At 38.8% G+C, this 19,707-nt stretch carries 14 protein-coding genes; 11 read left to right on the top strand and 3 right to left on the bottom strand.

The window, feature by feature from the left end; translation table 11 throughout:
• Nucleotides 1-238 precede the first annotated feature (238 nt).
• From AB1630_00260 to AB1630_00250, 3 genes are read right to left on the bottom strand one after another with little or no spacing between them, the layout of a single operon-like run.
• A complete protein-coding gene (locus tag AB1630_00260; protein ID MEW6102246.1) occupies nucleotides 239-1,315 on the bottom strand; it encodes a L,D-transpeptidase in 1,077 nt (358 codons plus the stop codon).
• On the bottom strand, nucleotides 1,302-2,243 hold the full coding sequence (locus tag AB1630_00255; protein ID MEW6102245.1) for a LysM peptidoglycan-binding domain-containing protein: 942 nt from the start codon (nucleotides 2,241-2,243) through the stop codon (nucleotides 1,302-1,304). The genes AB1630_00260 and AB1630_00255 overlap by 14 nt, the downstream gene beginning before the upstream one ends.
• Nucleotides 2,230-4,200: a CoB--CoM heterodisulfide reductase iron-sulfur subunit A family protein gene (locus AB1630_00250; protein MEW6102244.1), complete on the bottom strand. Its 1,971-nt coding sequence runs from the start codon at nucleotides 4,198-4,200 to the stop codon at nucleotides 2,230-2,232. Before AB1630_00250 ends, AB1630_00255 begins: the two co-directional genes overlap by 14 nt.
• 189 nt (nucleotides 4,201-4,389) lie before the next feature.
• On the opposite strand from AB1630_00250, the gene nikR reads away from it, so the two are divergent.
• The 11 genes from nikR to AB1630_00195 all read left to right on the top strand — a co-directional run bounded on the left by nikR (nucleotide 4,390) and on the right by AB1630_00195 (nucleotide 19,531).
• Nucleotides 4,390-4,809, top strand: coding sequence for a nickel-responsive transcriptional regulator NikR (gene nikR / locus AB1630_00245; GenBank protein ID MEW6102243.1), 420 nt, complete (start codon nucleotides 4,390-4,392; stop codon nucleotides 4,807-4,809).
• Between the two features lie 131 nt (nucleotides 4,810-4,940).
• On the top strand, nucleotides 4,941-7,166 hold the full coding sequence (locus tag AB1630_00240) for a TonB-dependent receptor (GenBank protein MEW6102242.1): 2,226 nt from the start codon (nucleotides 4,941-4,943) through the stop codon (nucleotides 7,164-7,166).
• 24 nt (nucleotides 7,167-7,190) lie between these two features.
• Nucleotides 7,191-9,218 carry a putative cobaltochelatase gene (locus AB1630_00235; GenBank protein MEW6102241.1) on the top strand — a complete coding sequence of 676 codons (2,028 nt, stop codon included), beginning with the start codon at nucleotides 7,191-7,193 and terminating at the stop codon, nucleotides 9,216-9,218.
• A complete protein-coding gene (locus tag AB1630_00230; GenBank protein ID MEW6102240.1) occupies nucleotides 9,193-9,591 on the top strand; it encodes a GxxExxY protein in 399 nt (132 codons plus the stop codon). The genes AB1630_00235 and AB1630_00230 overlap by 26 nt, the downstream gene beginning before the upstream one ends.
• A gap of 56 nt (nucleotides 9,592-9,647) precedes the next feature.
• A complete protein-coding gene (locus AB1630_00225) occupies nucleotides 9,648-10,754 on the top strand; it encodes an ABC transporter substrate-binding protein (protein MEW6102239.1) in 1,107 nt (368 codons plus the stop codon).
• Nucleotides 10,730-11,800 (top strand): iron ABC transporter permease, encoded by a 1,071-nt coding sequence (locus AB1630_00220; protein ID MEW6102238.1) that lies wholly within the window; start codon nucleotides 10,730-10,732, stop codon nucleotides 11,798-11,800. Before AB1630_00225 ends, AB1630_00220 begins: the two co-directional genes overlap by 25 nt.
• On the top strand, nucleotides 11,797-12,567 hold the full coding sequence (locus AB1630_00215; protein MEW6102237.1) for an ABC transporter ATP-binding protein: 771 nt from the start codon (nucleotides 11,797-11,799) through the stop codon (nucleotides 12,565-12,567). The genes AB1630_00220 and AB1630_00215 overlap by 4 nt, the downstream gene beginning before the upstream one ends.
• 23 nt (nucleotides 12,568-12,590) lie before the next feature.
• The gene (gene cobN / locus AB1630_00210; GenBank protein MEW6102236.1) at nucleotides 12,591-16,538 is read left to right on the top strand and encodes a cobaltochelatase subunit CobN; all 3,948 of its coding nucleotides are present in this window, start codon (nucleotides 12,591-12,593) and stop codon (nucleotides 16,536-16,538) included.
• 209 nt (nucleotides 16,539-16,747) lie between these two features.
• Complete coding sequence (locus AB1630_00205) at nucleotides 16,748-17,815, top strand: iron ABC transporter permease (protein MEW6102235.1); 1,068 nt, start codon at nucleotides 16,748-16,750, stop codon at nucleotides 17,813-17,815.
• Nucleotides 17,812-18,579 carry an ABC transporter ATP-binding protein gene (locus AB1630_00200; protein ID MEW6102234.1) on the top strand — a complete coding sequence of 256 codons (768 nt, stop codon included), beginning with the start codon at nucleotides 17,812-17,814 and terminating at the stop codon, nucleotides 18,577-18,579. The genes AB1630_00205 and AB1630_00200 overlap by 4 nt, the downstream gene beginning before the upstream one ends.
• Before the next feature lie 34 nt (nucleotides 18,580-18,613).
• Entirely contained in the window at nucleotides 18,614-19,531 is a 918-nt protein-coding gene (locus AB1630_00195; GenBank protein MEW6102233.1) for a nucleoside recognition domain-containing protein, read from the top strand.
• The last annotated feature ends 176 nt before the right edge of the window (nucleotides 19,532-19,707 follow it).

The raw sequence follows: 19,707 nt of genomic DNA, 5'->3' as shown, positions 1-19,707 counted from the left end.
TCCTCTGTCAACAGGATTTCTCAATCTGATGAAATAATCCATTAGATGAAAATCCATCCATGGTAATCATTGCATTTTATTGAATCCTTACCATAAGTTTTGCATTTTTCGTTTTACATTTTGCATTTATAAAGTGCTTATGTATTTAGAATTTTATAATATCTTTAGGTTATAACTGTAATTTACTTAAAAAAGTTGTGCTTGTCGTGTTCATTACATCTTTTGTGTTGAGCATCTATTATTCATCATTTCTATTTGGAACAATCTCAAACATAACTATATTAGAGTAAACAGGAGGAAATTTTGGTGTAATGCCCTTTATTCGAGAATACCATTTACCAGGAGGAAGGATTGTTTCTGTTAATGTATAACTTCCTGTCATAGATGGTAGATGTGCAGAATAAGTTAAACTACCAAATGAGGAATCCTTTGATATTTCTAATTCTAAAGATTTAATTCCAGGTTTTGTATTAAAATAGAACACAGGATAAATTGTATCCGTACCCATTACTTTTTCCAAGATTGGTTTTAATCCAAACCATTCTTTAATTTCAGATTTAATGGTTGTTGTATCTGTTTCTAAAGGAAAACCTACAGATCGTGTTCCTTCTTCATAGGAATATTCACCAAAAATAATAACTGGTGTTCCGTATGAAAGGATAGACCAGCCATTTTTTGAAAGGCTCCATTCTTCTGCCCAATTATAAAGCCATTGGGCGTCTTCGGAAAGCATACGGATACAGGAATGACTTGCAGGATAGCCTGGAAGGGCAAATTGGTGAAAAGAAATTCCCCTTTTGTTCTCAATATTAAAGTAAAAATTTAGTATCCATTCGGGATTAGAGGTGCTTTTTTTCTTTTTTGACTTCCAGTTTGTCCAATAAAGGCCAGTGGGTGTTGGTGTATCCTTTTTTCCCGTGCTTACAGGTCCCCACCAAACCTGCTTGCCAAATTCATAGGCAGCAAATGCCTGATTTTGAATTGACACAAGAAGCAATTTTTCTACTTCCACAAGCTCTTCAATATAAAAAGGAAAAGGTGAAAAATCAAGGATATTGTCAAAAGTATCAGGAACAATAATGCTATTTCCAGCCTTAATATGTTTTTCATCTATTCTGTTAATCTTTAAAACAACAAGCATCCCCTTGCTTCCAATTTTTCTTTTTAGCTCTATAAGCGATTTAGTTCCTTTAATTAGAAAGGAATGAGATTTTAACTCCTTTGTTTCTGAAATTGCATCTTGGGAAAAAAGGGTGGTGGTTTCAATAAAAAATGCTGGGATTACTAAAAATAATCCCAATCTATAAATTTTCATAAAAAATCCTTTTTGCTCCAATGAATCTTTGGGTGTATTTATTAAGCTCTGTTGTTATCACCTTCTTTTCTCTTCCAGAGGATGCATGGATGAACCTTCCCTCTCCCATATAGATACCAACATGGGAAGGAATATCTCCTTTTCTAGCAAAAAACAGAAGGTCGCCTGGTTGTAATTCTTTAACAGAAGACCCTTCTTTAAACTGAGAAGATGCTGTTCTAGGAAGAGACACACCCAATTGACCAAATACAATCTTTACAAATCCTGAGCAATCAATACCGTTATTACTCATTCCTCCATATTTGTATGGAATATTTAGAAAGCTACAAGCAATCTTTACAATCTCACAATTACCAATATCTTCCTTACTAAAGACAAGAGAGGGTTTAGATTGATGGTTTTTGTTGGCACAAAATATTTGGGGTTTTTCTGGTAATTTTGCACACGGAAGAAAGATTGTCTTTCCTTCCCGAATAGTTGTGTTAGCTAAGCCATTAGCTTCAATTATCTTTTCTAATGAAACATTATATATCCTTGCAATCTTTAAAAGTGTATCTTTAGATTTTATCTTATAGAGAATACCATTTTGGCTTGGAATTTTAATTTCCATTCCCTCTCTTATAATATTGCTTGCTATATTGTTCACACTAATGATTGTAGAAACATTCAACCCAAACTTCCTTGAAATTGACCAAAGTGTATCGCCTAATCTAACCTTATAAATTGTATTTTTTAGGATTTTTTCTTTGCTTTTCTCACTTCTATGCTGAATATCTATATTATGCTCTTTAATAACCGTGGCAATAAGAAGATATTTCTTTTCTCCTATAAGAAATTTCTCTTTCTTAAGAGGGAATTTAATAACTGGAAATAAAAATCCACAACCTATAAAAACTATAATAAAAATAAGTATCTTAAAACCCTTCATACATTTCACTTAATGCCTCAATCTGATTGAATATGCTAAAAGATGAAAATCCATCCAGGCTTATGGCAGAGCATCTGCATATGGATAAGCAAGAGCCACAGCCATGGCATAGGGCAGGGTTTATCTTTGCTGATACCCTTCCCTTTATTTCTTGTTTCTCAATTGCAGAATATGCACAAACATCAATACAGCTAAAGCAGGCTTTACAAAATTCAGGATTTACCCTGGAAATCACAGGTTCTATTTCAAGGGAATCCTTTGAAACAAGGGAGATTGCCTTAGAGGATGCTGCTCCTGCAGATTGCACACAATCGGGAATATCCTTTGGGAATTGGCAAGAGCCAGCTAGAAATATGCCTCCGGTTGTTGTTTCAGAGGGTGCTAGCTTTGGATGTAATTCTGTAAAGAAGCCATATTCATCATAAGGGATTTTTAAAATTTGGGCTAGGGTCTTTGAATCCTTTTGTGGAATAGCACCGTTTGCCAAAACAACCATATCTACCTCAACACTTAATGGAATGCCTGCCAATGTATCCGCACCCTTTACAACAAGCCTATCCTTTTTTTGATAAATCTTAGATACCCTTCCCCTGATATATGAAATCCCATATTTTGTCCTTGCCTTCTCTACAAACTCCTCATACCCCTTTCCAGCTGCCCTTATGTCAATATAAAAAATATGAACCTTGCAATCTGGGATATGTTCTCTTAAAAGAATTGCCTGTTTTGCGGTGTACATACAGCAAAACCTTCCGCAATATGAAATGCCTTTTGCATCATCCCTACAACCAATACATTGGATAAATGCAACGGATTTTGGCTCTTTCCCATCTGATGGCCTTTTTATGTGTCCTTTTGTAGGACCAGATGCATTTATAAGCCTTTCAAAGGAGAGGGAAGAGAGAATATCCTTAAATCTTCCTCCCCCATATTCTCCATAAACAGAATGGTCAAACAAGGAAAACCCTGTTGCAACAATGATTGCTCCTACATCCTCTGTGATTATCTCATCTTCCTGATAATAGTTAATTGCATCTCTATCACAGGCTTTTTTGCACAAGCCACACCTTTTCTTTGTGAAATATAGACAATTTTCCCGGTCAATTGTAGGAATCCTTGGAACAGCCTGTGGGAATGGAATGTATATTGCACCCCTATTTCCTAAACCCATATTAAATTCTGATGGAATCTTTACAGGGCATTTTTCAAGGCACAAGCCGCAACCTGTGCATTTACTTTCATCAATTGACCTTGCTTTTTTTCTTATTTTAACCTTAAAGTTTCCCATAAAGCCAGAGACCTCTTCAATCTCAGAATATGTATAAATCTTTATGTTTTTGTGCCTTGAGGCCTCAACCATCTTTGGGGTTAGAATACAGGCAGAGCAATCAAGGGTTGGGAATGTCTTGTCAAGCTGAGCCATCTTTCCACCGATGGAGGGCGTTCTCTCTACAATTATTGTAGAAATTCCAGCATTTGCCAAATCTAATCCTGCCTGAATCCCTGCAATTCCACCGCCAATAACACATCCCTTCTTGCAAACACCTGCCTTCAATTTAGTCAATGGGATATTTTTAGCTACCTTAAAAACAGCCATCCTTGTAAGCTCAATTGCCTTTTTGGTTGCCTTTTCTTTATCCTGATGAACCCAGGAGCATTGCTCCCTTATATTTGCCATTTCAAAAAGATATGGATTAAGACCTGCTTCGCTTATGCAATTTCTAAATGTCTCTTCATGCATTCTTGGAGAGCAGGCAGAGACAACAATTCTGTTAAGCCCATAATTCTTTATTGCCTCTTTTATTAAGGATTGTCCTGGCAAGGAACACATATATTGATAATCCCTTGTATAAACAACCCCTGGGATTTTAAGCAATTCGCTTGCTACAGAAGGACAATTAACAATCCCAGAAATATTTACACCGCAATGACAAACAAATACACCAATCCTTGCCATTTTTTAAGAATAAAGTTTAAAATAAGATGGTGTTTTTGGCAATAATTATTATTCTTTCTTGTGATTGCTTTTTCAAAAAGATTAACATTTTATTATTGTAACTAAACATTGCAAAAATTTTGCTTGACATTTCTTTAAAGCTTGTGCTACTATTTTTATAAAAGTAATATTATAAAAGAGGTCTGACTTATGTCGCAGTTGGTTCGTTTTGGGATATCAATTGATAAAGAACTCCTGACTAAATTTGATAGACTGCTTGAAGAGAAGGATTATCCTAACCGCTCAGAGGCAATAAGGGATTTAATAAGGGAGAGTTTGGTAAAGCGCGAGTGGATGACCGATGAAAGGGAAGTAGGTGGAGCAGTTGTCCTTGTCTATAACCACCACCGAAGAGAGTTAGTGAATAAGTTAACAGATATTCAACATGGGGAGCATAAACTTATCCTTTCATCACAACATATCCATTTAGATCATAATAATTGCTTGGAGATAATTGCAGTTAAAGGTATGCCTAAAGAAGTAGAGAGACTTGCTTTTAGACTGAAGTCCACCAAAGGGGTAAAATACGGCAGTCTGAGTATGGCTACTACAGGGGAAGAGATAGTATGAGGATATTTTTTTTCTTTTAAGTAGCACGAATTTTAAAAAGGTAATAAATTTTTATTGACATGAGATAAATTTTTTTGGTAGACTTTTGGTAGCATGAATTTTAAAAAAGTAACATAAAAGGAGGTAAAAAAATGTTAAGAAGGATACTTTTGGGGGTAAATATCTTGGTGTTGGGCTTGACCTCAACTCTTGAGGCTGAAGAGAGAGAGGAGTCAGTCCTTACCATCTATGGTGAAGAGATAGTGGTTACGGCTACAAGGGTAGAGAAGGAAATAGAGGCAGTGCCAGCATCTACATCTGTGGTTAAGAAAAAGGATATGGAAAAAAGAAATATTAAAGCAGTTGATGAGGCATTGAATATGGTTCCTGGTGTCTATAGCAAGCGAACTAAAGGACTTATGGATAGTATCGCTAAGGTTACTTTGAGGGGATTCCCGTCACAAGATAGAACATTAATCTTAATGGACGGTATTCCTCTCAATGATGCTTACTCTGGTAGTGTCCGTTTTGCTGGCTTAGCGCCAGAGGATATAGAAAAGATTGAGGTGGTTAAAGGTCCATTTTCAAGCCTCTATGGCGGTTATGCCATGGGAGGGGTAGTAAATATCATCACCAAGATGCCAGAAAAGAGAGAATTTTTTCTCAAAAGTGGCTATGGCTCAGGCTGGAATAGAGGAGAAGCTATGGATGATTTAGGAAACCTTTATTTCTCTTACGCTGATAAGTTAAAAGACAAATTGAGCCTCTTTTTAAGTTATGGATATAAGGCAACCAAAGGTTATCCCACAGATCTTAGTGTGGTAGGGATCAAACCTCCTGCAAATATCACTGGATGGACAGAGACCAAAGATAGAGGAGGGAACACTTGCTACTTAATTGGAGACAAAGGAGACAACAGCTGGTGGGATAAAAATTTTACCTTCAAGACAGGGTATGACTTTAGCAAAGCATCAAAGATTAATTTCTCATTTCATAGAATCGGCTTCGAATACAACTATGATAACCCCAAGACATATCTTAAAGATGCAGCCGGAAATCCAGTCTGGTCATATGTAACTGTAATTGGAACTAAAACAAAAACTGTAAATGAGTCTTCATTTCTTTCCGGTTCATTAGGCACAGAACAAAACAATTATAACCTAACTTGCGAAACAAAGATATCTTCTTTCAAGACAAAACTGACCCTTGGGTTGGTTGATCGGGAAAAATATTGGAATACAGTGCCTTCTGATACAGCAACCCGAGCAGGTGGGCCGGGTAAGGTCACAGAGACCCCATGTGAAAGCTATAACATAGATCTTCAATTCACTTCCCCTGTCTTTGGAAGGCACATCCTTACCTTTGGTGGCTCATTTAGACAGGGATGGGCAGACTCAAAGGATTACAATCTTACAAACTGGAAGGATAAGGAGTCAAAGACTGAACTTACTTATCAATCAAAGGGAAAAGACAGAACATATGCCTTGTTTTTGCAGGATGAGATAGTTCTTCGTGAAAATCTTACTGCTTATCTTGGGTTCAGGCAGGACTGGTGGAAGACCTATGATGGCTATGTAAATCAGGTAGGCATCAGTGGTTATCCAAAATACTATGACCCAAGAGAGAAATCATCCTTTAGTCCAAAGGCTGCCTTTGTCTATAAACCATTTGAAAAAACTACTTTACGAACATCTATTGGCAAAGCATTCAGATCAGCAACAATTTCTGAGCTCTATAAGACATGGACATCATTGAGAAATGTTACTTATGCGGGAAATCCTGACTTAAAACCAGAGACAACTTTTTCCTGGGATGTTGGGGTTAAACAGGACTTATGGAAGGGTGCAAAAATAGGGATTAGCTATTTTGAGAACAAGATGGATGATCTCATCTACTTAAAGACAGTTAGCCCTACCTATCAAGAGTATATAAATGTTGGTAAGGCAGAGGGTAAAGGTTTAGAGCTTGAGGTAGAACAAAAATTTGATAAGTGGCTTAAGGTTTTTTCCAACTTTACTTATAATGATGCAAAGATAAAAGAGAATGAAGCAAAACCTGCGACAGTTGGCAAAAGACTAACCTTTATGCCTGAGAAGATGTTTAATGTAGGGACAGAGTTTGAAAAAGGGCCTTTTTCCGCAAGTCTAACCGGCCGATATATGAGTAAAATTTATGCAACAGATGAGAACAAAGATACAGTAAACAATATCTATACTTCTTATGATCCTCATTTTGTAGCTGATACAAAGGTCTCTTGGAAGATTAAAAAGTTTGCTACATTGTCTCTTTCAATAGACAACATCTTTGACAAAGACTATTTCGGTTTCTGGAAGGAACCTGGGCGCTCATGGTTTGGGGAAATAAGATTAGGTTTTTAGGAAGGTAGCCAGATGGCACACCATATGAAAAGAACTGTTTTGCTTTTTACTGCTTTAGTAGGGCAGGAGAAGCTAAAGAAGGCTTTAATACTGAATGCTATAAATCCAAACTTGCAGGGTGTTTTGATTAAAGGAGAGAAAGGAACAGCCAAGTCAACTGCGGTAAGGGCATTGGCTGAGCTTCTGCCGGAGATAGAGGTGGTAAAATGTCCTTTCAATTGCAGCCCGCATGATCCCTCACTTCAGTGTGAGATTTGTAACGAGAAATGGAGGAGAAAAGAGAAACTCCCGAAGGAAAAGAGGAAGATGAGAGTAGTGGATTTTCCCTTAGGAGCCACAGAAGATAGAGTGATAGGGACTGTGGATATCGAGAAGGCTTTGAAGGAAGGGATAAAAGCTTTGCAGCCAGGCATACTGGCTGATGTAAATCAAGGAATACTTTACATCGATGAAGTGAATCTGCTTGATGACCATTTAGTGGATATCCTGCTTGATTCGGCGGCTATGGGCATAAACATCATCCAGAGAGAAGGAATATCACTTTCTCATCCTTCCAAGTTCATTCTTGTAGGGACCATGAACCCTGAGGAAGGAGAAATCCGTCCACAGCTTCTGGATAGGTTTGGGCTCAGCGTGGAAGTTAAAACACTAAGAGAAGTTGAGGAAAGGATAGAGATTATAAAAACAGTGGAAGAATTTGCAAAAGCACCTTTGCAATTTTCTCAACGCTACGAGGGAAAACAGAGAAAGCTTAGAGAAAGCATTATAAAAGCGATGGAATTGCTGAATGAGGTTGTAGTTCCTGAGAGATTATTATGTAAAATAGCTGAGATTTGCATCAATTTTGCTGTTGACGGCCACCGCGCTGATTTTCTTATTGCCAGAACTGCTAAGACTATAGCTGCTTTCAATGAGCGAAAAGTGGTAACTGAAGAGGATGTGAAAGAGGCAGCTGAGTTTGTTCTTCCTCACCGAATGAAGAAAAAACCATTTGAGCAACCTCAGCCCCTGCTGTGGCAAGAAATAGAGAGAATAATTGGTAAAAAAGAAGAATCTAAGCAGAAGGAAAATAACAAGTATCAAGATAACAGACAGCAAGAGCAACAAGAATCTAGTTCAAATCAAGACAAACAAGATAACAGTAAAGGAAATTTAGAGAAGGTTTTCGATATCGGGGAGCAAAGGAAGCTAAAATTTAAACTAAGGAAGGATAAAAAACAAAGGATTGGTTCAGGAAGAAGAGCTAAAACCTTAAGCTCTTGCCGTGGTAAGTATATCAAATCTAAAATTCCACAAGAAAAAGCAAGCGACATTGCTGTGGATGCTACTATGAGAGCTTCAATAATCAGAAAGGGAAGTCTCCAGATAGAAGAGGAAGACCTAAGGGAGAAGGTAAGGGAGAAGAAAATTTCCTCAACCATTGTATTTGTAGTTGATGCTTCAGGCTCAATGGGAGCGATGCAAAGAATGGAAGTGGCAAAGGGAGCAGTTATGGCTTTGCTTGAAGAGGCTTATCAGAAAAGGGATAAGGTAGGATTTGTTGCCTTCCGAAAGGAAAGGGCTGAGGTTCTTTTACCGCCCACTTCAAGCCAAGAGCTTGCAGCAAATTGTCTTAAGGAACTTCCTACTGGAGGTAAAACACCCCTTTCCGATGGTCTGTATAAAGGCCTGGAAATATTAAAGAGCCAGATGAGAAAGAGTAAAAATATCATCCCTATTATGGTGCTAATCTCTGATGGAAGAGGAAATATTCCTTTAGGGAATGATGTTAGAAAGGAGGTAATCTCTCTTGGAGAAGAGATAAAAAGGCAGGGGATAAATTTAGTAGTTGTGGATTGCAACAGTGGCTTTTTGAATCTTGGATATAACCGAGAACTGGCTGAGATAAGTGGAGGACAATATTATAGCTTGGATAAACTTGATACTCAAAATTTAATGAATGTAGTGAAACCTTTAGTAGGGTTTTGTAACTTAAAAAATGAAACCACAGGTAAACACAGATATGAAACCACAGGTAAACACAGATATGAAACCACAGGTAAACACAGATAAAGTACAAGAATTTCTCTATAAGGAACTAACTAGTGAGATATTAGATGCAGCATTTCAGGTACATAATACCTTGGGTTGTGGATTATTAGAAAAAGTATACGAAAATGGGCTTACTTGGGAATTGACTCTCAGAGAAAAGAAAGTTGTAACACAGAAAGAATTTAAAGTATTTTATCGTAAGAAAGAAGTAGGGTTATATGTTGCTGATATGATAGTTGAAGAAAAAGTTATTGTAGAAGTGAAATCAGTAGAAACAATTACTGATGTTCATCGAGCACAGTTACTTAATTATTTAAGGATATCTGGTTACCGGATTGGTTTAATTTTAAATTTTGCTCAGCCAAAGTTAGAATATGAAAGGTTAATAATTTAATCTGTGTTCATCTGTGGTTAAATTACAGAAGCTTTAGTAGGAAGGGGAAAAGCAGGATGAAAGTGAAAATAATGCCTATAATAGCCATAGTGATATTTGGTTTAATAGTAAGCTTGGTCTTCTCTTCCGTTCCGAAGAAGATTGAGAAGGCACCTAGAGGGAAAATAACCATTGTTGATGACTTAGGAAGGGAAACCTCTTTATCAAAACCGGTTAAGAAAATTGTAGTCGTATCAGGAACATATAATGCTGACATAATCTGTGCTTTAGGGAAAGGGGATAAAATCGTAGGTATCATGTATTCGCCTAAAAGTCAACTTTTACCTGAACTCAGAAAGAAAGAATCTGTAGGAGAGAGCTGGGTAGAACCCAATCTGGAAAAGATTCGTGAACTTAATCCAGATGTAGTAATAGCTAATCCATATCTTAAGAAGGAAGTGGCAGAAAAATTAGAGGAATGGGGTATGCCTATTCTTTGCTTCAGAAGTTACACAGATGAGGAAGTACATAGAGCGATTGAGCAATTTGGGAAGATGTTAGGAAAAGAGAAGAGGGCAAAGGAGCTTTGGGAATTTATAGAGAGTAAATTAAACTTGATCAAAGAAAGGGTCAAAGATTTAAAGCCTGAAAAGAAGCCAAAGGTATACAAAGAACGTTATCAGCAATATCATACGGTTTCCTCTTTAGAAAAACAGACCTTGCTAACTCCATGGGGTGAATACTCTGCAAAGAATCTTGGTAATTGGATGATAGAATTTGCAGGAGGAATAAATTGCATTGGAAAGCAGCCGGTTGCTTATCTAGAGGTAGATCCTGAGTTCGTTAGGGAAGCAAACCCAGATATAATCGTTAAATTTTCTCTTTGGAAGAATGAAGAAGTATGGAGGGCACCATCTGAGGAAACAATGAAAAAGGTATGGGAAGAGGTAATTGGAAGGAGAACTTTGAAAAATGTGAAAGCTGTAAAGGAAGGGAAGGTCTATATCATTTACTCAAAAATACTTGCTGGGCCAAGAGGAATAGTTGGTCTTTGCTATTTTGCCAAATGGTTTCATCCTAATCTCTTTTACGATATTTCTCCTCAGAAGATACATGAAGAGATGTGGAAGAAATTCTGGGGAGTAGAACTTGAAGGAACATGGGCATATCCACCTCTGAAATAAAGGACCTGTATTTTAGGTTTACTGCAAGGAAGATATTATTTATTCTTGCCAGTATTGGCGCAGTTATAGGTATGGGGCTTATAGCCTGCACCATTGGTACTATCCAGATAGAGATAAATGATATAGCTTCTGCTATTTTGGCTAAAATTTTTCCCTTTGCCAATATAGAAACTTCAGAGTTTACTGAGGACATTATCTGGGATATAAGACTTCCTCGGATTATAATGGCGATAATCGCTGGAGCAGGATTTGCCATATCTGGTGCAGTGATGCAAGGAATTACGCGAAATCCCTTGGTAAGCCCTTTCACCATTGGGGTCTCCTCTGCTGCAGCCTTTGGAGCATCTATTGCCATTGTCCTTGGGTTTAGCCTTCTTGGAAGTGAAAAATACATAGTGGTAACAAATGCTTTTATCTTCGCTTTAATCAGCGCTTTTTTAGTTCTTGGTTTGGCGAGGATGAGAGGAATAACAGGAGAGACTTTGATACTGGCTGGAATTGCGCTGATGTATCTTTTTTCAGCTTTTACCTCTATACTCCAATACATCGCCACTGAAAAACAGCTTCAAGCAGTGATCCATTGGACATTTGGAAGTCTCACTGGATCAAGCTGGAATGATGTATTAGTGGTATCGATTATATTCTTCTTCTGCTTTCCCTTCTTAATGAAGCATTCCTGGGATTTAAATGCCATATCTGGTGGAGATGAAGTTGCCAAAAGTCTTGGAGTTAACCTCCCTCAAGTAAGGATAATTTGTCTGATATTGGCAACAATAATTACTGCTGGAATAATTTGCTTTACTGGAATAATAGGCTTCGTTTGTCTTGTCACACCGCATATAGCCAGGCTACTAATCGGAGCGGATCATAGGTTTCTTCTCCCCTTTTCCTGTATCCTTGGCGCACTTTTATTACTCATCGCTGACACTATAGGAAGAAATATTATTTCTCCAGTCATAATTCCAGTAGGAATTGTAACTTCGATTATTGGAGTTCCATTCTTTGTGTATCTTTTAATAACCAGAAGGAAGGAATATTGGACATGAGAATAGAGATAAATGGAGTTTGCTTCGCCTATGGAAGTAGACCCGCTCTGAAAGATGTAAGCGTGAAGGTAAAAGGTGAAGAAGTGATAAGCATACTTGGTCCTAACGGATCAGGGAAAAGTACGCTTCTTAAGTGCATCAACAAGATTTTGAAGCCACAAAAGGGGGTTATCTATCTTGATGGGAATGAGACAAGCAAGTTTAAACAAAAGGAATTGGCTAAGCTTTTAGGCTATGTTCCCCAAAGTTCCTCCTACTCTTTCCCTTTAACAGTTTTTGATGCCGTGCTCTTAGGAAGAAAACCTTATATCACTTGGAGTATAAGCTTTAAGGATAAAGAGATTGTTTCTCAGATACTAAAAGAAATGAATTTGGAAGATATGATGCTAAGATATTTTAATGAGCTGAGTGGCGGGGAAAAACAAAAAGTTCTTTTAGCAAGGGCATTGGCTCAGGAACCTGAAGTTTTGCTCCTTGATGAACCTACCAGTAATCTGGACTTAAGGCATCAGCTTGAGGTTATGGAACTTATCAGCTCTTTAGCAAAGAAGAAAGCTATAGCAATAGTAATGGCCATTCATGATTTAAATCTTGCCTCTAGATTTTCAGACAGGATGCTATTTCTTACGAAGGGAAAGATTTTTGCCATTGGACAGCCCAAAGAAGTATTTACTCCAGAAAATATAAGGGAAGTTTATGGGGTAGAAGCTATTATAAGTAAAGCTTCAGTAAGCCCATATATCATACCAATAAAATCTTTATCATGAGATATAAAAAAGGAGGTGGTCATATGAAGTTAGGGGCTATTACATGGGCAACTTCTACAGAGATGGTAGCTCAGGCAAGTAAGAAGTTAGATTTTGTAGAGTTAAAGTTGTTCCCTGCGGATTTGCTCAGGGAATATCCAGAGAAAATCGAGGAGGTGTTGAATGAGCTGAAGGGACAAGATGTAGTCTTTTTGCACCGGTCAACCGAAGGTTTCTGGGACCAGATTGAAGATAGGATAAGGGAGATAAGAAAGGAAGTACCAATTATTTGTATAGGATATGATCCTTCTTACTGGAGTCTTTCTACGGTTAAGCTGGAGATTGTAGCTACTTGCCAATCTTATGTAACTTTCGGTGGGGAGGAAAACTTCTCTAATATGCTGCGCTATATTGCCAAAGAAGTTACGGGAATGGAAATAGAAGTAAAACCACCCAAGAAACTTCCTTGGGAAGGAATTTACCATCCTAATGCTTCCTCTTACTTTGATGATGTGGATGAATATCTCAAATGGTATAGAGAGTACAAGCCGAAAGAGGGTCCTAAAGTGGGTCTTCTTTACTTCCGTAATTACTGGGTCGATGAAAATATAAGGGTAGAGGAAGCGTTAATAAGAGCACTTGAAGAGCAGGATTTGGATGTTATCCCTGCCTTTTCTTACTCAGTAAGGGATGAAGAGTTGGGGAGTAAAGGGAGCGCAGAGATAATTTGTGAGTATTTCCTTAAAGATGGAGTTCCCAGAATTGATGCGTTAGTGAACCTTCAATGGACGCTTCTTGGGAACGATAGAGGCAACATGGAAGAGCCGAAGGATGCAAAAGAAAAAGGTATCGAGGTTTTAAAGAAATTAGGGGTACCAGTATTTCAGCCTATAGATGCTTATTATAAGACTATTGAAGAGTGGAAAAATAATCCCGAAGGTTTAACTCAAGATATCGCCTATCATGTGGCTTTTCCAGAATTTGAGGGGAGGATTGAGCCAATTATAGCCGGTGCTAAATCTTGGGAAAAGGACTTGGATATAGGGGCAAGTTTGCGAGCCAGAGTCCCCTTAGAAGATAGATGCCATAAGATAGCAAGAAGAATAAAGAACTGGATAAGGCTTAAGAAGAAGCCTATTGATGAAAGAAAAGTTTCTTTCATCTTCCACAATAATCCTTGTGCCTCAGTTGAAGCGACAGTTGGTCTTGGTGCTCATTTAGATACTTTAGAAAGTGTCGCTCGGATAATACAGCGGATGAAGGAGGTAGGCTATAAGGTAGCCCCTCCTCAGAATGGCAAGGAACTCATTGATACTATTATGGAACGAAAGGCTATCAGCGAGTTTCGCTGGACAACCGTTGATGAGATTGTAAATAAAGGAGGAGCACTATCACTTATTTCCACCAAGGATTATGAAAGTTGGTTCAATACCCTTTCGCCAAAGGTAAAAGAACGGATGAATGGTGCCTGGGGAGAGCCTCCAGGAAGGGAAGTGAATGGTGTACCTGCAGCTATGGTTTATGATGGAAAGATTGTGGTTACTGGAGTTCAGTATGGCAATGCAGTAGTATGTGTTCAGCCAAAAAGAGGCTGTGCGGGTGCAAGATGTGATGGGCGAGTATGTAAGATACTCCATGACCCTGATATTCCTCCCCCTCATCAATACATGGCAACTTACCGATATCTGGAGAAAAATTTCGGTGATGTCATCATACATGTAGGAACGCATGGTAATCTGGAGTTTCTACCGGGGAAAGGAGTAGGGCTTTCCGCCGAATGCTATCCGGATATAGGTATTGGAGACATCCCACATCTTTATATCTATAATGCTGACAACCCACCTGAAGGCACTATTGCCAAAAGAAGGAGCTATGCTACCTTGGTTGACCATATGCAGACAGTGATGATGCAGGGAGGGCTTTATGAAGAATTGGAAGAATTAGACCGGTTCTTGGGAGAATATGAACAGATAAAGAATTTAGACCCGGGAAGAGCAGCTGCCTTAGAGCATCTGATTATGGAAGCCATAAAGAAGACAAATCTGGACAAGGAGATTAAGATTAACCGCAGAAATGCCGAAGGTATAGAGAAGAGAATAAGGCTCTCAGACATTAGTGAAAATGAAGCCAAATCTCTCTCCTTTGACGAGATAGCCTGTGCTGCTCACTTAGTGCTATCCCGAACACGAAATACACAGATTCAGGATGGGATGCACATCTTCGGTCAGTTGCCTGAAGGAGAAAGGCGTGTAGAGTTCATAAATTCGATTTTGCGCTATGATGCCGGTGAGGAGGTTTCTCTACGGAAGATTGTTTCGGCAATGATGGGTATGAATCTATCTGATTTACTAACCGATGGTGGTAAGGTCTGTCCATACCATAAGAGGAGTTACGGAGAACTACTTGAGGAGATAAATACTATCTGCAAGGAATTCATCCGTAGGATGATAAATAATGAGAAAGATTTAGGCAACTTAGCTAATGAGGTGTTAGGTGGAAGATTAAAGAATGCAGAGTATATAGATAGCCTTAAAATAATCTGGGAAAAGGTAACTGATTTGAACCGCCGGATTGATGAATCACAAGAGATAGAAGCACTCCTTGCTGGCTTTGATTCCGGGTATATCCCTCCAGGTCCCTCAGGCTTGATCACCCGTGGCAGGGATGATATATTGCCTACGGGCAGGAATTTTTATTCTCTTGACCCATACCGCATTCCCAGTAAAGCTGCCTGGAAGGTTGGGCAGAAGCTTGCTGAGGCAGTAATTGAGAAATACAAGCAAGAAGAAGGTAGAATCCCTGAGAATGTAGCTATTTATTGGATGTGCAATGATATTATGTGGTCTGACGGTGAAGGGATGGCTCAGATATTATATCTACTTGGAGTTAAACCTATCTGGCTTTCCAATGGAAGGGTAAAAGGATTTGAGATAATTCCATTAAAAGAATTAGAAAGGCCACGAATTGATGTTACTATCCGGGTGTCTGGAATAACGAGGGATAACTTTCCAAACTGTATTGAGCTTGTAGATGAGGCTATTCAAGCAGTAGCCTCATTGCCGGAACCAGAAGAGATGAACTTTGTTCGTAAGCACTCTTTAGCACAATTAGCAGAGGCAAAAGAGAGTGAAGGAAATAAATATGATGCCTGGCGAAATGCTACCTTACGCGTCTTTGCATCAAAACCCGGCACCTACCAGGCAGGAACACAACTGGCTGTCTATGCCTCTGCCTGGAAGGATGAAAAAGATCTTTCAGATGTCTTTATCTACTGGAATGGGTATGCCTATGGCAAAGGCATATTCGGAGAGGAAAAACATAAGCAATTAGCAGAGAATCTTAAAACAGTAGATATAACCTACAATAAAGTAGTATCTGATGAATACGATCTTTTTGGTTGCTGCTGCTATTTTGGCACGCATGGTGGGATGACTGCGGCTGCCCGGCATATCTCGGGTAAAGAGGTCAAGACTTACTACGGCGATACCCGTGAACCAGAGCATATTGAGGTGCGGGATATGGCAGACGAGATCAGGCGTGTAGTGCGGACAAAGCTGCTTAACCCAAAATGGATTGAAGGGATGAAACAACACGGATACAAAGGGGCAGGTGACATTTCCCAGCGTATAGGAAGGGTATATGGCTGGGAGGCAACAACCCAGGAGGTTGATGACTGGATCTTTGATGATATAGCGAAGACATTTTGTCTTAATGAAGAAAATCGCAAATTCTTTGAGGAGAATAATCCCTGGGCTTTAGAGGAGATAGAAAGGAGGTTGCTTGAGGCAGCCCAGAGGGGTCTTTGGAAGGCAGATGAGGAGGTCCTGCAGGGATTGAAGGAAGCCTATCTTAAGACTGAAGGGCTGTTGGAGGAAAGGATGGGTGAGGTTGAGGGAGACTTTCAGGGAGGTTCAGTAGATATATTGACTTCTGAAGAGGTTAAAGATTGGGATAAAAAGATGAAAGAGGTAAAGGAGGTTCTTTATGGCTGAAGCAAAAGAAAGTACGTGTTTAGCTTCGCTAAACATAATTGTAAATTGCAAGTTGTAGATTGCAAATTGTAAAATGAAATGAGGAATGAAGAAGTTTTGATTTAGATTTTGTATTTTAAAAAAATTTACAATTTAAAATTTACAATTTAAAATTTACAATTAAAGAAAGCGTTTTTGGCTCTTTAGCATAAGGAAGCTTAACACATACAATGGATGAACTAAACACATACAAAGATATCTATAAGACTCTTACAGCAAAGAAATTTGCCTTTATAATCTTAGGCCTTATAGCTATAGTAATTCTGGCAGTATTTGCTTCTTTTCAGGGAGCAGCAGATATTAAAAGAACAGAGGTACTTTCAGTAATCATTCAGAAGGCTTTTCCCTTCTTTAACCTTGAACCATCAAAGATGGCTGATACAATCGTCTGGCAGCTCAGACTACCTCAAATACTGATGGCAATCATCGCTGGTGCAGGACTTGCAGTCTCCGGAGCAGCCATGCAGGGGATAACCCGGAATCCACTGGTAAGTCCTTTTACTGTTGGGGTATCTGCTGGTGCAGCCCTTGGAGCAGCAGTAGCCATCGTCCTTGGGGCAAGCATAGCTAGTAGTGGGAAGTACTTCATCATATCAAATGCCTTTATCTTTGCTCTTGGAGCTGCCTTTCTTGTCCTTGGTATTTCAAGGCTTAGGGGGGTAAGTTCAGAGACCATTATCTTGGCTGGAATTGCCATTATGTATATAATAAGTGCCTTTGTATCTCTGCTCCAGTATATTGCTACAAAAGAAGAGCTCCATGCTTTAGTTCACTGGATGTTTGGCACATTGAGTACAGGAGGATGGGATATGCTTCCCATAGTAGGAATACTCACCCTTTTGGTGACATTAGGTATTTCTAAGTACTCCTGGGACTTGAATGCTATGGCCTCAGGTGAAGATGTGGCCAAGGGCTTGGGAGTAAACACCACCAGGACAAGAAATGTGGTGATGGTATTGGCAACCTTGGCTACGGCTGGAATCATCTGTTTTACAGGAATTATTGGATTTATCTGCCTTATGTCACCTCATATAACAAGAACACTTATTGGTGCAGACCATAGATTCCTCTTTCCAGGCTCTTGTATTGTAGGGGCCTTTCTTCTTTTAGCAAGTGATACTGTAGGCAGGACAATCATTGCTCCTACTGTCATTCCTGTTGGGATAGTGGTAGCATTCTTAGGAGGTCCATTCTTCCTCTATTTACTTATAACAAGAAGGAAACAGTATTGGCAATGAAACTTAGGATTAAGGATGTATATTTTAGTTATAATAGCGTTGAGGCATTAAGGGGAGTAAGTTTAGAAGTTGGAGATGGCGAAATACTTGCCCTTGTAGGACCAAATGGCTCAGGAAAAACTACGCTCCTTAAATGTATAAACAGAATATTGAAGTTTAAGATAGGCAAGATTTTGGTAAAGGAAAAGAACATAAAGCAGATGAAATCTCAAGAGATTGCCAAACTTGTAGGCTATGTACCACAGGATGCAAACTCTTCTTTCTATTCCACAGTATTTGACACTGTGCTGCTTGGTAGAAGACCATATATAACTTGGTCTGTAAGCACCAAGGACAAGGAAGTAGTGGCACATCTTTTGAATTTGATGGGACTTGAGGGTATGGCTACGAGAGAGTTTAGTCAGCTATCTGGAGGAGAGAGACAGAAGGTGGTAATAGCCAGAGCGTTGGCTCAAGAGCCTGAAATTCTTCTACTTGATGAACCAACCTCCAATCTGGACTTAAGGCACCAATTGGAGGTCTTGGATTTAATTACAAATATAGTAGACAAAAGAGGGATTTCAGCCATAATGGCTATACATGATTTGAACTTAGCAGCTCGATACTCCCATAAGGTAATGATGCTCAAAGAAGGAGGGGTATTTTCTGCTGGAGAAGTAGAGGCAGTCTTTACAGAAGAGAACATAAGGGAGGTCTATGGAGTAGAGGTGAAGGTAAGTAATAGTGCAGGCAGACCTCATATAATTGCCCTTTCACCAAGTTAGTGGGATGAGCCAGATATTATTAAGTAGTTTAACAATGGCAGGTTGGTTGCTTCTGAAGACAGTACCTATCATTATCTTAGGAGTTATACTGGCTGAGTTCATTGTCTCTTTAGGATGGGTAGATAGACTATCCTTTCTGGCAAGACCAATTACAAGATTTTCTCACCTACAGGATGAATGTGGGATAATCTTTCTTTCTGCCTTTGCTTCACCTACATCTGCCAATTCTATGCTTGCTAATTATTATAATAAGGGGGTTATTGAAAAGAAGGAGTTATTCCTTGCCGCCATGATCAATACATTTCCAGCAATCCTCATGCACTGGCGGAGTATGTTGCCTATACTTTTGCCTCTTTTAGGACTTGCTGGCCTCTTATACTTCCTTATTCTGGTTCTGGTAGCTCTGGTTAAAACATCACTTCTAATGATAGTGGCAAGACTTATACTAAAAAAAAGGGCTGCTTCAAAGACAAGTATTGAAAAGAAAAAGATTCTTCCTTTAAAAGAGGCGTTCTGTACTGCCTTGAAGAATTCTAATTATACGATTAAACGGATAATTATGGTAATAATTCCAACCTTGATTCTCTCTTGCTTATTGATAGAATTAGGGGTTTTTGAGAGATTATCTCATCTACTTAAGGGAGTGATTCTTTATTTCCCTATACCATCTGAAGGATTGGGAATAGTTGCTGCCTTCTTGGCACACTCAAATGCTGCCTATACTGTGGCAGGTAGCCTCTTATCAGCTGGCGAGCTTACCCAAAAGGGTGTGGTGCTTTCACTCCTTATCGGAAGTGTTCTTTCGAGTGTTGTCATGGTGTTTCAATATATTATGCCCTATTATATAGGAATATTTGGTCCTAAGATAGGCTTACAGTTGGTGGGTATCTCAGAGATAATCAGAAATGGAATAACAATAATATTTATCTTTGGATTGGCAATATTTTGGTGAAAGGTATGTGTTTAGCTCCTTTAGTATATGTTTAGCTACGGGCTCTTGTTTTTAGCCATTAGCTTTGGAATTGTAAATTTTAAATTGCAAATTTTAAATTGTAAATTTAAAGAGGTAAAAAAATAATGATTATAAAAAATTCATCCTCTCTCAATTTGAAATTTACAATTTGCAAT

Source organism: bacterium (genome assembly GCA_040753555.1).
Classification (GTDB): Bacteria; UBA9089; UBA9088; order UBA9088; family UBA9088; genus JBFLYE01.
This window is presented reverse-complemented; position numbering and strand designations above follow the sequence as displayed.

Bases quoted from the DNA above. Each gene is read 5' to 3' on its own strand.
- AB1630_00255 (MEW6102245.1), bottom strand. From the start codon at position 2,243: ATGAAGGGTTTTAAGATACTTATTTTTATTATAGTTTTTATAGGTTGT.
- AB1630_00225 (MEW6102239.1), top strand. From the start codon at position 9,648: ATGAAAGTGAAAATAATGCCTATAATAGCCATAGTGATATTTGGTTTA.
- cobN (MEW6102236.1), top strand. From the start codon at position 12,591: ATGAAGTTAGGGGCTATTACATGGGCAACTTCTACAGAGATGGTAGCT.
- nikR (MEW6102243.1), top strand. From the start codon at position 4,390: ATGTCGCAGTTGGTTCGTTTTGGGATATCAATTGATAAAGAACTCCTG.
- AB1630_00200 (MEW6102234.1), top strand. From the start codon at position 17,812: ATGAAACTTAGGATTAAGGATGTATATTTTAGTTATAATAGCGTTGAG.
- AB1630_00205 (MEW6102235.1), top strand. From the start codon at position 16,748: ATGGATGAACTAAACACATACAAAGATATCTATAAGACTCTTACAGCA.
- AB1630_00260 (MEW6102246.1), bottom strand. From the start codon at position 1,315: ATGAAAATTTATAGATTGGGATTATTTTTAGTAATCCCAGCATTTTTT.
- AB1630_00195 (MEW6102233.1), top strand. From the start codon at position 18,614: ATGGCAGGTTGGTTGCTTCTGAAGACAGTACCTATCATTATCTTAGGA.
- AB1630_00230 (MEW6102240.1), top strand. From the start codon at position 9,193: ATGAAACCACAGGTAAACACAGATAAAGTACAAGAATTTCTCTATAAG.
- AB1630_00250 (MEW6102244.1), bottom strand. From the start codon at position 4,200: ATGGCAAGGATTGGTGTATTTGTTTGTCATTGCGGTGTAAATATTTCT.
- AB1630_00215 (MEW6102237.1), top strand. From the start codon at position 11,797: ATGAGAATAGAGATAAATGGAGTTTGCTTCGCCTATGGAAGTAGACCC.
- AB1630_00220 (MEW6102238.1), top strand. From the start codon at position 10,730: ATGGGCATATCCACCTCTGAAATAAAGGACCTGTATTTTAGGTTTACT.
- AB1630_00240 (MEW6102242.1), top strand. From the start codon at position 4,941: ATGTTAAGAAGGATACTTTTGGGGGTAAATATCTTGGTGTTGGGCTTG.
- AB1630_00235 (MEW6102241.1), top strand. From the start codon at position 7,191: ATGAAAAGAACTGTTTTGCTTTTTACTGCTTTAGTAGGGCAGGAGAAG.